At 54.2% G+C, this 13,681-nt stretch carries 12 protein-coding genes; 3 read left to right on the top strand and 9 right to left on the bottom strand.

The window, feature by feature from the left end:
* Position 1: 1 nt before the first annotated feature.
* Together J3P88_RS07920 and J3P88_RS07915 are read left to right on the top strand one after the other, a co-directional pair.
* The gene (locus tag J3P88_RS07920) at positions 2–715 is read left to right on the top strand and encodes a DUF3108 domain-containing protein (RefSeq protein ID WP_186707016.1); all 714 of its coding nucleotides are present in this window, start codon (positions 2–4) and stop codon (positions 713–715) included.
* Positions 716–1,098: 383 nt separating this feature from the next.
* Positions 1,099–1,293, top strand: a complete 195-nt coding sequence (locus J3P88_RS07915; RefSeq protein WP_186728790.1) for a hypothetical protein — start codon at positions 1,099–1,101, stop codon at positions 1,291–1,293.
* A 230-nt stretch (positions 1,294–1,523) separates the two neighbouring features.
* Here the strand turns inward: J3P88_RS07915 and J3P88_RS07910 are convergent, their stop codons facing one another.
* The 5 genes from J3P88_RS07910 to cysM form a co-directional block, all read right to left on the bottom strand.
* A complete protein-coding gene (locus tag J3P88_RS07910; protein WP_053124301.1) occupies positions 1,524–2,063 on the bottom strand; it encodes a DUF2058 domain-containing protein in 540 nt (179 codons plus the stop codon).
* Between the two features lie 26 nt (positions 2,064–2,089).
* Positions 2,090–2,923 (bottom strand): nucleoside triphosphate pyrophosphohydrolase, encoded by an 834-nt coding sequence (gene mazG / locus J3P88_RS07905; protein ID WP_434574601.1) that lies wholly within the window; start codon positions 2,921–2,923, stop codon positions 2,090–2,092.
* A 207-nt stretch (positions 2,924–3,130) separates the two neighbouring features.
* Complete coding sequence (relA, locus tag J3P88_RS07900) at positions 3,131–5,377, bottom strand: GTP diphosphokinase (protein WP_186707019.1); 2,247 nt, start codon at positions 5,375–5,377, stop codon at positions 3,131–3,133.
* 101 nt (positions 5,378–5,478) lie between these two features.
* Positions 5,479–6,849 (bottom strand): 23S rRNA (uracil(1939)-C(5))-methyltransferase RlmD, encoded by a 1,371-nt coding sequence (rlmD, locus tag J3P88_RS07895; RefSeq protein WP_434574600.1) that lies wholly within the window; start codon positions 6,847–6,849, stop codon positions 5,479–5,481.
* Positions 6,849–7,751: a cysteine synthase CysM gene (gene cysM / locus J3P88_RS07890; protein WP_434574599.1), complete on the bottom strand. Its 903-nt coding sequence runs from the start codon at positions 7,749–7,751 to the stop codon at positions 6,849–6,851. Before cysM ends, rlmD begins: the two co-directional genes overlap by 1 nt.
* A 1,407-nt stretch (positions 7,752–9,158) precedes the next feature.
* On the opposite strand from cysM, the gene J3P88_RS07885 reads away from it, so the two are divergent.
* Complete coding sequence (locus J3P88_RS07885; RefSeq protein WP_207965670.1) at positions 9,159–9,359, top strand: response regulator transcription factor; 201 nt, start codon at positions 9,159–9,161, stop codon at positions 9,357–9,359.
* A 122-nt stretch (positions 9,360–9,481) separates the two neighbouring features.
* On the opposite strand, the gene J3P88_RS07880 is transcribed toward J3P88_RS07885, so the two are convergent.
* The 4 genes from J3P88_RS07880 to J3P88_RS07865 form a co-directional block, all read right to left on the bottom strand.
* Positions 9,482–9,706 (bottom strand): hypothetical protein, encoded by a 225-nt coding sequence (locus J3P88_RS07880; protein WP_434574598.1) that lies wholly within the window; start codon positions 9,704–9,706, stop codon positions 9,482–9,484.
* 93 nt (positions 9,707–9,799) lie between these two features.
* Positions 9,800–10,210 (bottom strand): hypothetical protein, encoded by a 411-nt coding sequence (locus J3P88_RS07875; protein ID WP_434574597.1) that lies wholly within the window; start codon positions 10,208–10,210, stop codon positions 9,800–9,802.
* A gap of 985 nt (positions 10,211–11,195) precedes the next feature.
* A complete protein-coding gene (locus J3P88_RS07870) occupies positions 11,196–11,696 on the bottom strand; it encodes a toxin-activating lysine-acyltransferase (RefSeq protein ID WP_434574596.1) in 501 nt (166 codons plus the stop codon).
* Between the two features lie 161 nt (positions 11,697–11,857).
* A complete protein-coding gene (locus J3P88_RS07865; RefSeq protein WP_434574595.1) occupies positions 11,858–13,591 on the bottom strand; it encodes a hypothetical protein in 1,734 nt (577 codons plus the stop codon).
* Positions 13,592–13,681 lie beyond the last annotated feature (90 nt).

Genomic DNA, 13,681 nt, shown 5'->3' with positions numbered 1-13,681 from the left:
TATGCGTCGCGCCCTGCTCTTCGCTTGCGCTCTGCTTGCCTTGCCCCTGGCACAGGCCGCAGACCTTCAACCGTTCTCCGCCAGCTACACCGCCGACTGGAAGCAGTTGCCCATGAGCGGCACTGCCGAGCGCAGCCTGACCAAGGAAGCCAACGGCACCTGGAAGCTGAGCTTCAAGGCTTCGATGATGATCGCCAGCCTGACCGAAGAAAGCACCCTGACCCTGGACAAGGACACCCTGCTGCCACAGTCCTACCACTTCGAACGCGGTGGCCTGGGCAAGGCCAAGAAGGCCGACCTGGACTTCGACTGGAACACCAAGATGGTCACCGGCACCGATCGCGGTGACGCGGTCAAGCTGCCGCTCAACCGTGGCATGGTGGACAAATCCACTTACCAGTTGGCCCTGCAGCATGACGTGGCCGCCGGCAAGAAAAGCATGAGCTACCAAGTCGTGGACGATGGCGAAATCGATACCTATGACTTCCGCGTCCTGGGCTCGGAGAAGGTCGACACCAAGGCCGGCCAGATCGACGCAATCAAGGTCGAGCGCGTGCGCGACCCGACACAAAGCAAGCGCATCACCGTGCTCTGGTTCGCCAAGGACTGGGACTACCTGCTGGTGCGCCTGCAACAGGTCGAGACCGACGGCAAGGAGTACAACATCATGCTCCAGGACGGTACGGTCAATGGCAAGGCTGTGAAAGGCAGCTGATCGACGCCGATAACAAAAAGCCCCGCCGATGCGGGGCTTTTTATTTGCCAGGACTTCATGACCACCCAATGACCCTGTGGGAGCGGGCTTGCTCGCGAAAGCGGTGTGTCAGACAAAGCAGCTCCATCTGATACACCGCTTTCGCGAGCAAGCCCGCTCCCACAGGGGGTTTGCGTTCACTCAAGGATTGGCGCTGCCACATGAAACCTTCTTCATGCACGCCACCTGCGACCGAATGCCGCGCACCGCCTGGCCTGCAGGACTGCTGCGCTTTGCATGAAAACTTCTTAACCCGCCGAAGCATTTACTTAGCACGCTATCCAAACCTATAACAAAGTCCTGCACACGCCTTGCTGCAGATAACAGAGATTGGAGCTTGCAAGATGACTGTGAAAGTAACTGAACGCGACGACGCCCACATGTCCCACGAAGGCATTGCCGCCGGTATCCGGATTTGGGACGTGCATCAACAGGATTTGTTGGTAGGGATGTTCCACTCCGAGACGGATGCCCATAGCTACAGGGCTGAGCTGGAGCGCGAGGAGCGGCAGCGTTCGCGGGAGACCGCTGAATCCTGAACCACACAAGACCCTATGGGTCCTGTGGAACCTGTGGGAGCAAAGCTTGCTCGCGATGGCGCTGAGTCAGCCGACAAATAATGTGGCCTGATAATCAGCTATCGCGAGCAAGCTTTGCTCCCACAGATTCCTACAAATTCCTACAAATTCCTATAGATCCGTACTCCCTACAGATGCTTCTCAAGCCTTCTGCAGGTCTTGCGCTTCAACTCAATGGCATTGCGCCCTGCTTACCACATCAAATCATCAGGAATCTGGTAGGCCGCGTACGGATCATCGGCATCCACTTCTTCGGTCTGGGTGTTGAGCTGGACAATGCGCTTGGGGTCGCGTTCCTGGATTTTCAGGGCGGCCTCGCGCGGGATCACTTCGTAGCCACCGGCGTGGTGGACGATCGCCAGGGAGCCACTGCTCAACTTGTTGCGCATCAGGGTATTGACCGAGATGCGCTTGACCTTCTTGTCGTCGACGAAGTTGTAGTAGTCCTCGGTGGTCAGCTTCGGCAGGCGCGAGACTTCGATCAATTGCTTGATCTGCGCGGCCCGGGCCTTCTGCTCGACCTTTTCCTGCTGCTGCCGGTTGAGTTCCTGGTCGCGCTTGACCTTCTCGGCCATGGCTTCCTGCGCTGCGCGCTGTTGGGAATCATCCAGTTCGATCTGGCCTTTATGGGCCAGGCGCTGCTGCTTCTGTTTCTCTTTGCCGACCTGCTTGGCCTGCTTTTGGTTGACCAGCCCTGCTTTGAGCAACTGGTCGCGAAGGGAAAGGCTCATGGTGCTTACTCACTTAGGCAACGGCCTCAGCCACAGCTGGGCAAATTCTTTTCCTGACGTTTGGCTTCGCCCCATAAGGCGTCCAACTCTTCGAGGGTGCAATCTTCCATTGGGCGATGGGTGTCGCGCAATGCCTGTACGATAAATCGGAAGCGTCGCTCGAATTTCCCGTTGGCGTCGCGCAGCGCGGTTTCCGGGTCGACCTTGAGGTGGCGCGCCAGGTTCACCACGCTGAACAGCAGATCGCCGATCTCGTCGCTGATGGCCACCGGATCGTTGTCGGCCATGGCTTCGAGCACTTCGTCCAGTTCCTCCCGGACTTTATCAAGCACCGGCAAGGGCCCCGGCCAATCGAAACCGACCTGGCCGGCACGCTTTTGCAACTTCGCCGAACGGGACAACGCCGGCAGCGCCGCCGGTACATCGTCGAGCAGCGACAATTGTTCGGGCGCCGTGGCCTTCTCGGCCCGTTCCTCGGCCTTGATTTCCTCCCAGCGCTGCTTGACCTGGTCTTCGTTCAGGCGCGGGATGTCCACGGGCGCATACAGGTCACCGGTAGGAAACACATGGGGATGACGGCGAATCAACTTGCGGGTGATGCTGTCGACCACGCCGGCGAATTCGAAGCGGTTTTCTTCCCGGGCCAGTTGGCTGTAATACACCACCTGGAACAACAGGTCGCCCAACTCCCCCTGCAAATGATCGAAATCGCCGCGCTCGATCGCGTCGGCCACTTCATAGGCTTCTTCCAAGGTATGGGGGACGATGGTCCGGTAGGTTTGCTTGATGTCCCACGGGCAGCCGTACTGCGGGTCCCGCAGGCGATTCATCAGGTGGAGCAGGTCTTCGAGGCTGTACATCAATTCATCCCATGACAAAAAAAAGCCCTGTGGGAAATAATTCAATAAGCCAAGAGGAGTGAGCCTGTGGGAGCAAAGCTTGCTCGCGATAACGGTGGGTCAGTCTCCGGATAGGCTGGGGCCACCACCACAATCGCGAGCAAGCCTTGCTCCCACAGACTTTGCTCCCACAGGCCTGCTCCCACATTTTTGGAGTGCGCCTGACCTTTAACCCGGCGTTCGGTTACGCCGGGTCTCGATGATGTTCGGCAGCTGGGAGATCCGCCCCAGCAACCGTCCCAGCGCATCCAGCCCCGGAATCTCGATGGTCAAGGACATCAGCGCGGTGTTGTCTTCCTTGTTCGAACGCGTGTTCACCGCCAGCACGTTGATCCGCTCGTTCAGCAACACCTGGGACACATCACGCAGCAGACCGGATCGGTCGTAGGCGCGGATGACGATGTCCACCGGGTAGGTGAGCACCGGCACCGGGCCCCAACTGACTTGAATGATTCGCTCCGGCTCGCGACCGGCCAGTTGCAGCACCGAGGCGCAGTCCTGGCGGTGAATGCTCACGCCGCGCCCCTGGGTGATGTAGCCGACAATCGCATCCCCCGGCAATGGCTGGCAGCAACCGGCCATCTGGGTCATCAGGTTGCCCACGCCCTGGATCTGGATATCGCCGCGCTTGCCCGGCTTGTAGCCGGTGGCCTTGCGCGGGATCAGCTCCAGTTGCTCGTTGCCCCGCTCCGGCTCCACCAGCTGCTGGGCCAGGTTGACCAACTGCGCCAAGCGCAGATCGCCAGCACCCAGCGCGGCAAACATGTCCTCGGCGGTCTTCATGTTGGCTTTTTCGGCCAGCTTGTCGAAATCCACCTGCGGCAGGCCCAGGCGACCGAGTTCACGTTCGAGCAAGGTCTTGCCGGCGGCGACGTTCTGGTCGCGGGCCTGCAATTTGAACCAGTGGACGATTTTCGCCCGCGCCCGGGACGTAGTGATGTACCCCAGGTTCGGGTTCAGCCAGTCGCGGCTCGGCGTGCCGTGCTTGCTGGTGATGATCTCGACCTGTTCACCGGTCTGCAGGCTGTAGTTGAGCGGCACGATCCGCCCGTTGATCTTGGCGCCACGGCAGTTGTGGCCGATCTCGGTGTGGACGCGATAGGCGAAGTCCAGCGGTGTCGCGCCCTTGGGCAGGTCGATGGCGTGGCCGTCGGGGGTGAAGATGTAGACCCGGTCCGGCTCGATGTCGACGCGCAGCTGTTCGGCCAGGCCACCGATGTCGCCCAGTTCCTCATGCCACTCCAGCACCTGGCGCAGCCAGGAGATTTTCTCTTCGTAGTGGTTGGACCCGGACTTGACGTCGGTGCCCTTGTATTTCCAGTGGGCGCAGACGCCCAGCTCGGCTTCCTCGTGCATGGCGTGGGTGCGGATCTGCACTTCCAGGACCTTGCCCTCGGGGCCGATCACCGCGGTGTGCAGCGAGCGATAGCCGTTTTCCTTGGGGTTGGCGATGTAGTCGTCGAACTCCTTCGGAATGTGCCGCCACAAGGTATGGACAATCCCCAGCGCGGTGTAGCAGTCGCGCATTTCCGGGACCAGTACGCGAACGGCGCGAACGTCGTAGATCTGGCTGAATTCCAGGCCCTTGCGCTGCATTTTTCGCCAGATCGAGTAAATGTGCTTGGCCCGGCCACTGATGTCGGCTTCGACGCCGGTGGCCTGCAATTCTTCGCGTAACTGGGTCATCACGTCGGTGATGAAGCGTTCGCGATCCAGGCGTCGCTCATGCAACAGCTTGGCGATCTGTTTGTATTGATCGGGTTCCAGGTAGCGGAAGGACAGGTCCTCCAGCTCCCACTTGATGTGACCGATGCCGAGACGGTGGGCCAGGGGCGCATAGATGTCGAACACCTCCCGGGCAACGCGATTGCGCTTTTCGTCATCGGCGGACTTCACCGCGCGGATCGCACAGGTGCGTTCGGCCAGTTTGATCAGCGCGACGCGCACGTCGTCGACCATCGCCACCAGCATCTTGCGCAGGTTTTCCACCTGGCCCTGGGTGCCCAGCACCATGGACTGGCGCGGGCTGAGGCTGGCGCTGATGGCCGCCATGCGCAGCACGCCGTCGATCAACTTGGCCACCACGGTGCCGAAGCGCTGGCTGACCACCGGTAGCTGGATCTGCCCTTCGCGCACGCCGCGGTACAGCACCGCCGCCACCAGGGAGTCCTGGTCGAGCTTGAGGTCAGCGAGAATTTCCGCGATCTCCAGGCCCGTCTGGAAACTCGAGGTGCCTTCGGACCAGAGGTTCTTCGCCGCGTTGTGTTGCTGCTCCGCCTCGCGCGCAAACTCGCAGGCGGCCTTCAAGGCTTCGCGATCCAGTGCCGTGTCGATACTGACCGCGTGATCGAGCCAAGCCTCGAGATTGATACTGCCGTCGGTGTTGATCGGCTGGTGTGCTCTCACCTGTACCATCTTTACTTACCTTCCCTACGACGCAGATTCAATGCGTCAACTTCGCTGACCTTCGCTGTCCGTGTTTCCGCCCAAGGCTATGGCGGGTTGGCACGAACGGGTCAGTCGGACAAGCCATCCTGGCTCGCTTCAAATAACGCCATGGCCTCGACATGCGCCGTTTGAGGAAACATATCGAGAATCCCGGCACGTTTTAACCGGTAGCCCTGCTTGATCAGTTCGACCGTATCCCGGGCCAAAGTTGCCGGGTTGCACGATACATAAACCAACCGTTTGGCCCCCAGGGACGACAGCTTGCGCACCACCTCGAAAGCACCGTCACGGGGTGGGTCCAAGAGTACCGCAGAAAAGCCTTCGCCGATCCATTCGGCATCCGCCAGAGGCTGGGATAAATCGGCCTGAAAAAAGGCAGTGTTATTCAAATTGTTGCTGACGGCATTGGCCGCCGCGCGGTCCACCATGGTTTGCACGCCTTCGACGGCCACCACCTGGCGCACGTTCTGGGCCAGCGGCAAGGCAAAGTTGCCCAAGCCGCAGAACAGATCCAGCACCCGCTCCTCGGGGCGGGGCGCCAACCATTGCAACGCTTGGGCGATCATCGCCTCGTTGACGCCGGCGTTCACCTGGATGAAATCCCCGGGCCGGTACGCCAGCTCAAGATCCCAGGCATCCAGGCGAAACCCCAGCGCCTGTCCGGGTTCGACCGGTTGCGGCTCACCTTCACCGTGTAGCCACAACTGGGCCTCGTGAAACGCGCAGAAATCCTTGAGGATCGTCAGGTCGGCCTCCGACAGCGGCGCCATATGACGCAGCAATACCGCGAGGGACGAACCGGCGAACAACTCCACATGCCCCAACGCCTGGGGTTTGCTCAAGCGTCGCAGCATGTCCGGCAGGCGGCTCATGATCGGCTGCAAGGGCTGTACCAGCACCGGGCAATCGCCAATGGCGACGATGTCCTGGCTGCCGGCGGCGCGGAAACCCACTTCGAGCTTTTTCGCCTTCTGGTCCCAACGCACCGCCACCCGGGCGCGACGTCGATAACCAAACTCCGACCCGCTCAACGGCGCGGCCCATTCATCGGGCTCGACACCGGCAACCCGCGACAGTTGCTCGGCGAGCATGCGCTGTTTCAGGGCGAGTTGTTCGTCATGGGGCAAATGTTGGACGCTGCATCCGCCGCAACGACCGGCATGAATGCACGGCGCTGGGCGGCGCAGTTCACTGGACAGGAATACGCGCTCGGTGCGCGCCTCGACCACTTTGCCATGGGCACCGAGCACCCGCGCCTCGACCTCTTCACCGGCCAGGGCGCCGATGACGAACCAGGTGCGGCCGTCGACAAACGCAATGCCCCGGCCATCGTTGGCCAGGCGTTCAATGGTCAAGCGCTGCTTTTTACCGGTGGGCACTTGCGGGGCCCGGCTTCCGCCGCTGGGCTGGAAGCGCAAGCCTCTTTCATGCTTGGCCATCAGTTGGGCGCGTCGAAAATGCCGGTCGACAGGTAACGGTCGCCACGGTCACAGATGATCGCGACAATCACCGCATTCTCCAATTCCTTGGACAAGCGCAGCATCCCCGCCACGGCACCGCCCGAAGACACGCCACAGAAGATGCCTTCTTCGCGAGCCAAGCGACGGGTCACATCCTCGGCTTCGCTTTGGGCCATGTCGATGATCCGGTCCACCCGGTCGGCCTGGTAGATCTTCGGCAGATACTCTTCGGGCCAGCGACGAATGCCCGGAATGGCCGAGCCTTCCATCGGCTGCAGGCCGATGATCTGCACGTTGGGGTTCTGTTCCTTCAGGTAGCGCGAGGTGCCCATGATCGTGCCGGTGGTGCCCATCGAGCTGACGAAATGGGTAATCGTGCCGTCGGTCTGGCGCCAGATCTCAGGGCCCGTGGAGGTATAGTGGGCCTCGGGATTGTCGCCGTTGGCGAACTGATCCAGCACCCTGCCACGCCCCTCGGCCTGCATGCGCTTGGCCAAGTCCCGGGCGCCTTCCATGCCCTCCTCCTGAGTCACCAGGATCAACTCGGCGCCATAGGCCGTCATCGCCGCCTTGCGCTCGGCGCTGGAGTTATCAGGCATGATCAGGATCATCTTGTAACCCTTGATCGCCGCCGCCATCGCCAAGGCAATCCCGGTATTGCCGGAAGTCGCCTCGATCAGCGTATCGCCGGGCCGGATCTGCCCGCGCAATTCACCACGGGTGATCATCGACAACGCCGGCCGGTCCTTGACCGAGCCCGCCGGGTTGTTCCCTTCGAGCTTGAGCAAAAGCGTATTGGTGGTCTCGCCGGGCAAGCGCTGCAAGCGGACCAGCGGAGTATTGCCGACGCAATCGGCGATGGTGGGGTACTGCAAAGTCATGGCGTATTCGCAATCCGGGCTGCGGGGGCGCCTATCATACCGGCAAACCCGGCGAGGCCATATCACGCAAAGTGAGGGGGTTATGGCTTATGGGAATAAGCGAGGTGTGTGCTGCTTTGCGGGGGAGCTTGATCACTCGCCACCGGATCCTCGCGCGCGCGTGATGCTCAGGCCCATGTAGTCGAGTTTCGGTACTCCACAGAACGTTTTTCCTACAGATCGGAGCGCTCGAATCGCCCATGGATGCCTGTTGTAAGCACCGTCTGTAGGCACTCCTCCTGCTGGTTTGTAGGCTCGTTCCTTTTGTATTGATGACAAAGCGGCCAAAGCTATCTGGCTTGGCACCATGTTCTTTACAGTTGTAGCGCTAAACGTATTGGTAGGGAGTGAGCAATAACAATGGCCAACGCGAAACAAAAAGATCCACAACCCAGCGCCCGGCGGACTTGCGGGCAACGCTTGCGCAGCCTATTGGAAGAATACGACATCTCTCCCTCAGGGTTTGCCAAGGTGCTCGGCATCAGCCCTCAATGCCTGACGAACTGGAGCACGCGGGGTATACCTCGACAGCGGGTGGAGCCATTGGCACGGTTGCTGAGTGTCAATGAAGTGTGGCTGGTGACTGGGGAGGGTGAGCGGGCACGTGACATACGTCGGGAGTAGGAGAGGATCTAACAGGTTCGCGGGGTTGGGACTGGTGGGTGCCCTCCCCGACGCTCCCCAACTCCTCGACTTTCCTTGCCTGATTGGAAAACGCTAATTGGCTGCCGGCACGCTGGTTGTGATCAATGGCTAACTGGGTGGCCAGACCTGTCCCTGCGCCAAGGCTTTATCGTTGACTTATACATAAAGTTAAAACCCCGCCTTCAAACCTTCCATCTGATCTCGAATGCTGCGCTCCCGACCCCCTTCTGAAGCCCATCCGCCATGATCGCCCCGACACCCAAGTCGAAAAGTCTATCCACACCCCAACCCCGTCGACTTCCGTAAATCCATTGACAGCCTGGCTGTGCCGCTAAGCTGGGGATGAAAGTTGCGCCCCGGTGAGAGCAAGCTTCCACGCCATGGAGGCCACGCTCGATGATTTATGGGACGTTACCTGACCCAACGCAGCCCCAGGACGACAGGAGCGTATTCGAACAGGGCGAAGTTATAGAGACGTAGCCAACCTGCTGCTTCCTCCATATTCGCTCCATCTAACTGTCAGACCTGCCACTTTCTGTAGTACTTATTACCCCCAAAGGGAAGTTCTTTCCTCGCAGCACATAAAAGTCTGTAGGAACACGATTTTTTATCGGATCTTTCCCGCGACTCGTCGAGACATCCATGAACTAGCGAGTCATCAGATATACCGATAATATTATTACCAAGCAATTCAGCGCTCGATCTTAGCCAAGGAACAGACAATTGAAGAAAAACAATAAAGACTTAACAAAGCGAGAGCACGAAGTTTTGCAGTTGCTTCTACAAGGCGAAACAAACAAAAGAATAGCTTTAGCGCTCGGCATTAGCGATTTCACGGTGCGAGAATACGTCTCCTCAATTTTACGAAAGAAAGGCGTAAATTCCAGAGGGAAATTGTTCTCGGAGAAGTTAAACAAACCTTAAAGGCATTACGCGCCTTACCACTCCCTCCAGTATCCCACCATTAAAAATTTTGATCGAACAACGTACTCATATCACCACCAGATAGGTGCTCTTCTAAAATCAATACTTCCTGAGCACAACACTTAACCGACACCAATGTAAGCATTCAAAGCTTGCGTTCCGTACACAACCATGAACATGATCCCAAAGAAAAAGTACAGCTGTTTATACCTATCCGGCACAACATAACCACACACCTTTTTCAGGATTAATTCAGCACCTTTAAAAAACAACCCTATTGCTAAACCCGCCGCCCCTCCTGCCACACACACCAACAATATAGACATCATCTCCCCCTGATCGAACACCAAACCACACCAACACAACGGAGTCAGACACTAAACATAAGCCTATTCCACTCATTCAAAGCAAAACATCCAACAAACTCAAACCTAACAAAATCATTGATAAGCTATATTATGCTCCAAGCAAAACTTTTCAATCATCTTAATTACAAACTCTCGTTGCTCTTCAGGTATAAATCTTGGCAGTAAAAAAACCTCTCTTCGTCCAGACATATTGAGCACTATTTCAATTGGTTTAAATATACAGTTTGTTATGCTAACTTCAACCACATCTCGATCAAATGACACCGTTTTAAATTTACGCCTAAAGCAAATTCGCCCCCCTTCCAGCCAAAGCAATCTACGCCCCTTAAAATACAACAACAAAAACAACGAAAACCAAATCAAAATCAGAGACAAGCCAACCCACAAGTCCAACTTTAAAAAAAGTATAATTTGAACAATCAACACACTACCAACCGTATGAGCAGAAAACTCGAAATATCTCAAAACGACTTCGTCTTTCACGCGAACCTTCCGTCAAACATGCATACAACCAGGAACATATCACCAAAAACTGTAAGTTTCCGTAGCTAATCGAAATATTTTAGCTCCCCCTCCCCTCCAGGCAAATTATCAGTGGCGGGACCATCTGAATTAGAAACACAATAAAAACCGGAAAGATAAACATGAACATCACATTATCTGAAATCGTATAATCAAATGCAGACTTACATACCGAAATCAGCCCTCTTAAAGCAAGTCCCATCACCCCCCCCATTAAAATCCATAACAGAATAGACATACCAACCCCCGACTCCACTTTAATACATTCTCCTTACCCTTAGCGCTGTACGAGCGTGAGTAACGGAAATCAAGCTAATCCGTGTGAGAGACTAAAGCTGATGACCTACCATTCGGTAAGATTAGCTGAAAACATTTTTTTGCAAATCAGCTAAATTCTGTCGGCAAGCGCTATGAGCATACATAAAAACAACAGACACACCATATACATAGCGCCACCAACAGAATAATCAACAACCAAAATGAAAAACAAAGAAATCCAACACAACCATTTTTAAATGGTTATACTGCAATTAGATTATTTCTTTGCCACTCCTCATCCGTCATGCGCCTTGCATTTGGCGACTTATTCCTCCACCAATCACTCCGGCCCCGTATCCAACGCCGACCCCCTTTATTATATTCGTGCTCACGGCTCCTGTCGGCCCCGTAAACACCCCACCAATTGCTCCTATTACAGTCGTCCCTACAAATTCCCCTGTGTTAAATGTCCCACCACCAACTGAAGTCCCAATATATCCAGCGGCTGCCGCCGCACCACCTATAGCGGCCCCGGCAATTAAGGCGCCGTTGGCGCCTCCCACAGCAGCTGCTTCGACCAATGAAATCTCGCGCATTTCTAATCCTCCTTCCAATATTGTCTTAAGCGAGCAATACCAACAATCCACAGCAAGCTCACATCAAAGCTATCCACTATTCAATTACACCACTAATTTTGCAAAAAAACTTTTTTCATATATATGTCACCTTTCATTTGATAACCAGCGCTCCTTCGAACTGTATAATCATCGTTTCGACGGACCCAATAAACCTTATTAACACCCCGCTCCCAAAGATGATTTCTAATTATTTTTAAAGATTCATACACACCTCCACAAGGAAAACAAAAATCAACTATCCAGGTCCTTCCACCCTCATTCCACTCAGAAGGATGAATTACAAAATCAAGACGCGTAAGTAGACGCTCTTCACTATCAGCAGCCAAGTGCGCCCACGTTACATAGCCAAGAGGAGAGGACGTTTTATCAAACAAAAACAAAATTTGTCTGTGATCTATTGCTGGAGAAATCCAATATTTCAATGTAGTCATCGAAAAAGAAGAATACCTCCTACACATAGACGTAATCATGCAAGCAAAACCCAGTTGTTTTGCCTTATCCAAAACAGCATCACATCCACAAGAAGTATATAAATCGAACTTCCTTTTCATCAACAACACCCCTATACAAGCATAAAAGACAACTACATTAAGCCGTTCCGTTTTTTTTTGCGACTGAAACCTCGATAAAACTTTACTGAATACAAATCCACATAACGCCTATACATACAAATTATCACGCCAAGGAATCCCAACCACCTCGCTCCTTACGACTATTGGCTCTCATAATCAGTATAGAGGTCAAATGTTTCCTTCATAAAATAATCCCAGACGGGCTCGTAATAGTTTTTTGCCTTTTCTATCTCCCCACTTACCGAAACAACCTCGGACAAGCCCCGAACTACAGAAGACTCCTTCCCCTTAGGCTTTACAATAAAACAATCACGCTCGATATCGTACCCAATTTTTACAGGCTCGCTTTCCCAAAGCGGCACAACAAAACTACCTTCATTAGCGTAATTAATTGAAGCCACCTGCACAACCTCTTCAACTAGTCGATCAAGCTCCGCAGAGGACGAAGTTTTTTTCACATTACTCAATGCACTAAAAATATGGTCCTTCAAATCAAGCAACAAATTATCACTTCTATTAAGTCTTACTAAATTAATGGCCATACCACGGATCACACCCACTCTTCCGATCTTATTTAAAAGAGCCCGCTCCAGAATCAAATCAAAAAGAGAAGAGTACGCTAAACTTAGTCTTTCCAGTCGTAGGGAGTCTATCCAAATTCCGAAAGTTCCATTTACCAACTTAGAAACCTTGCCCAGCAATAGAGACAAATACAAATCTTTCCCCCAGAACTCATAACCGCCCTTCACCACCCCTTCAGCTACTAAAGACATACTAAACTCATCTAGTAGCAATACGTTTTTCAGCGCTCGAGAAAATTCCAGAAAACAAGAACTACCTATACAATCGTCTAAAAGACGTGAACAAAAGCCGGCCTGCAATGCGAGATAGTAACCAAACCTAAGCTCATACTCCGCTTCGAACTGAAGTAATACATCCATCCATACCATATCTGCATCTTCCGCAGAAACCACCGAGTACTTGCATAGGCCATAACATAAGCATCGAATACTATCCAAGGCCGGTATGTACTCACCAACAAAACGATCAATATCCAGTTTGTCACCCGTGATAAGCTGAGAAAATATTCTTGTTCCACTTAAATCAAGCCACGCACCATTCAACGAAACATTCGAAGCGCTTACATTATAATGAATTATTCTCTTCGCCCTCGCAGCAGCAAACTGTCGAGCATAACGCTTCGCTAGCTCCACCAAACCAAAACCTAAATTACTAACCAGCTCACCATCCGGCCCTGCCGGAAGAAACTCAATCAACCTCTGAACTGCCAATTTTACGCGCCTAGCGTCACTACATAGTGAATCCGGAGATATGTCATTAAAGTAAGGAGCCCTGATGAAATGTGCAGGCCGTACAGCGGCTTCTCTGACCAAAAGTCCGCGTGCATATGTTTTTCCATCCTGATTAAACTCAGTCCCCATGGAAATAATGGCAACGGTTCTCATTGCGCCATAGGGTAGTGCAATATTTATAATTTCTGCCCATATTGACTCATAAACTGCGGTCTCAAGAGACAAAAGGCCGTTGCCATGAGCCTCGTCCGAATTTGCGCCTACTAAATTATTTGGCCCAATTCCCTTCAGTTGGTAGTCACCATCGAAGCCACAGCGCCCGCCTCCACCATTTCGCAGAATACCGTCACCACCGTATCTCTCGGCGTAGAATTCTTTTTCGTGCCTGGTCTTCCCGCCACCGATGCCTCTGCAGCCTACAACATAGCTGTACTTAGAGAGTATCTCTTCTTCGGTCAGGTTAAACTTCAGGCCTTTATTAATAAAGACGATAGAAGTGCCTTCAGCTTTCTCCGCCTTAAAGCTCAAGAAGACCTCATGCAGATCCGATAATTTTTTCATAGATTGCTCAACCACGCCGTTCCGAACAGCTCATATGGTTCAACGATAGCGACCAAATTCGATGATTTGTACCCTACACTTGTAGGGGTG

It is taken from the genome of Pseudomonas sp. Z3-6 (genome assembly GCF_051131985.1).
Lineage (GTDB): Bacteria > Pseudomonadota > Gammaproteobacteria > Pseudomonadales > Pseudomonadaceae > Aquipseudomonas > Aquipseudomonas zanjanensis.
Note: the sequence above shows the minus strand (reverse complement) of the source record. Positions and strands in the feature narration are given on the sequence as shown.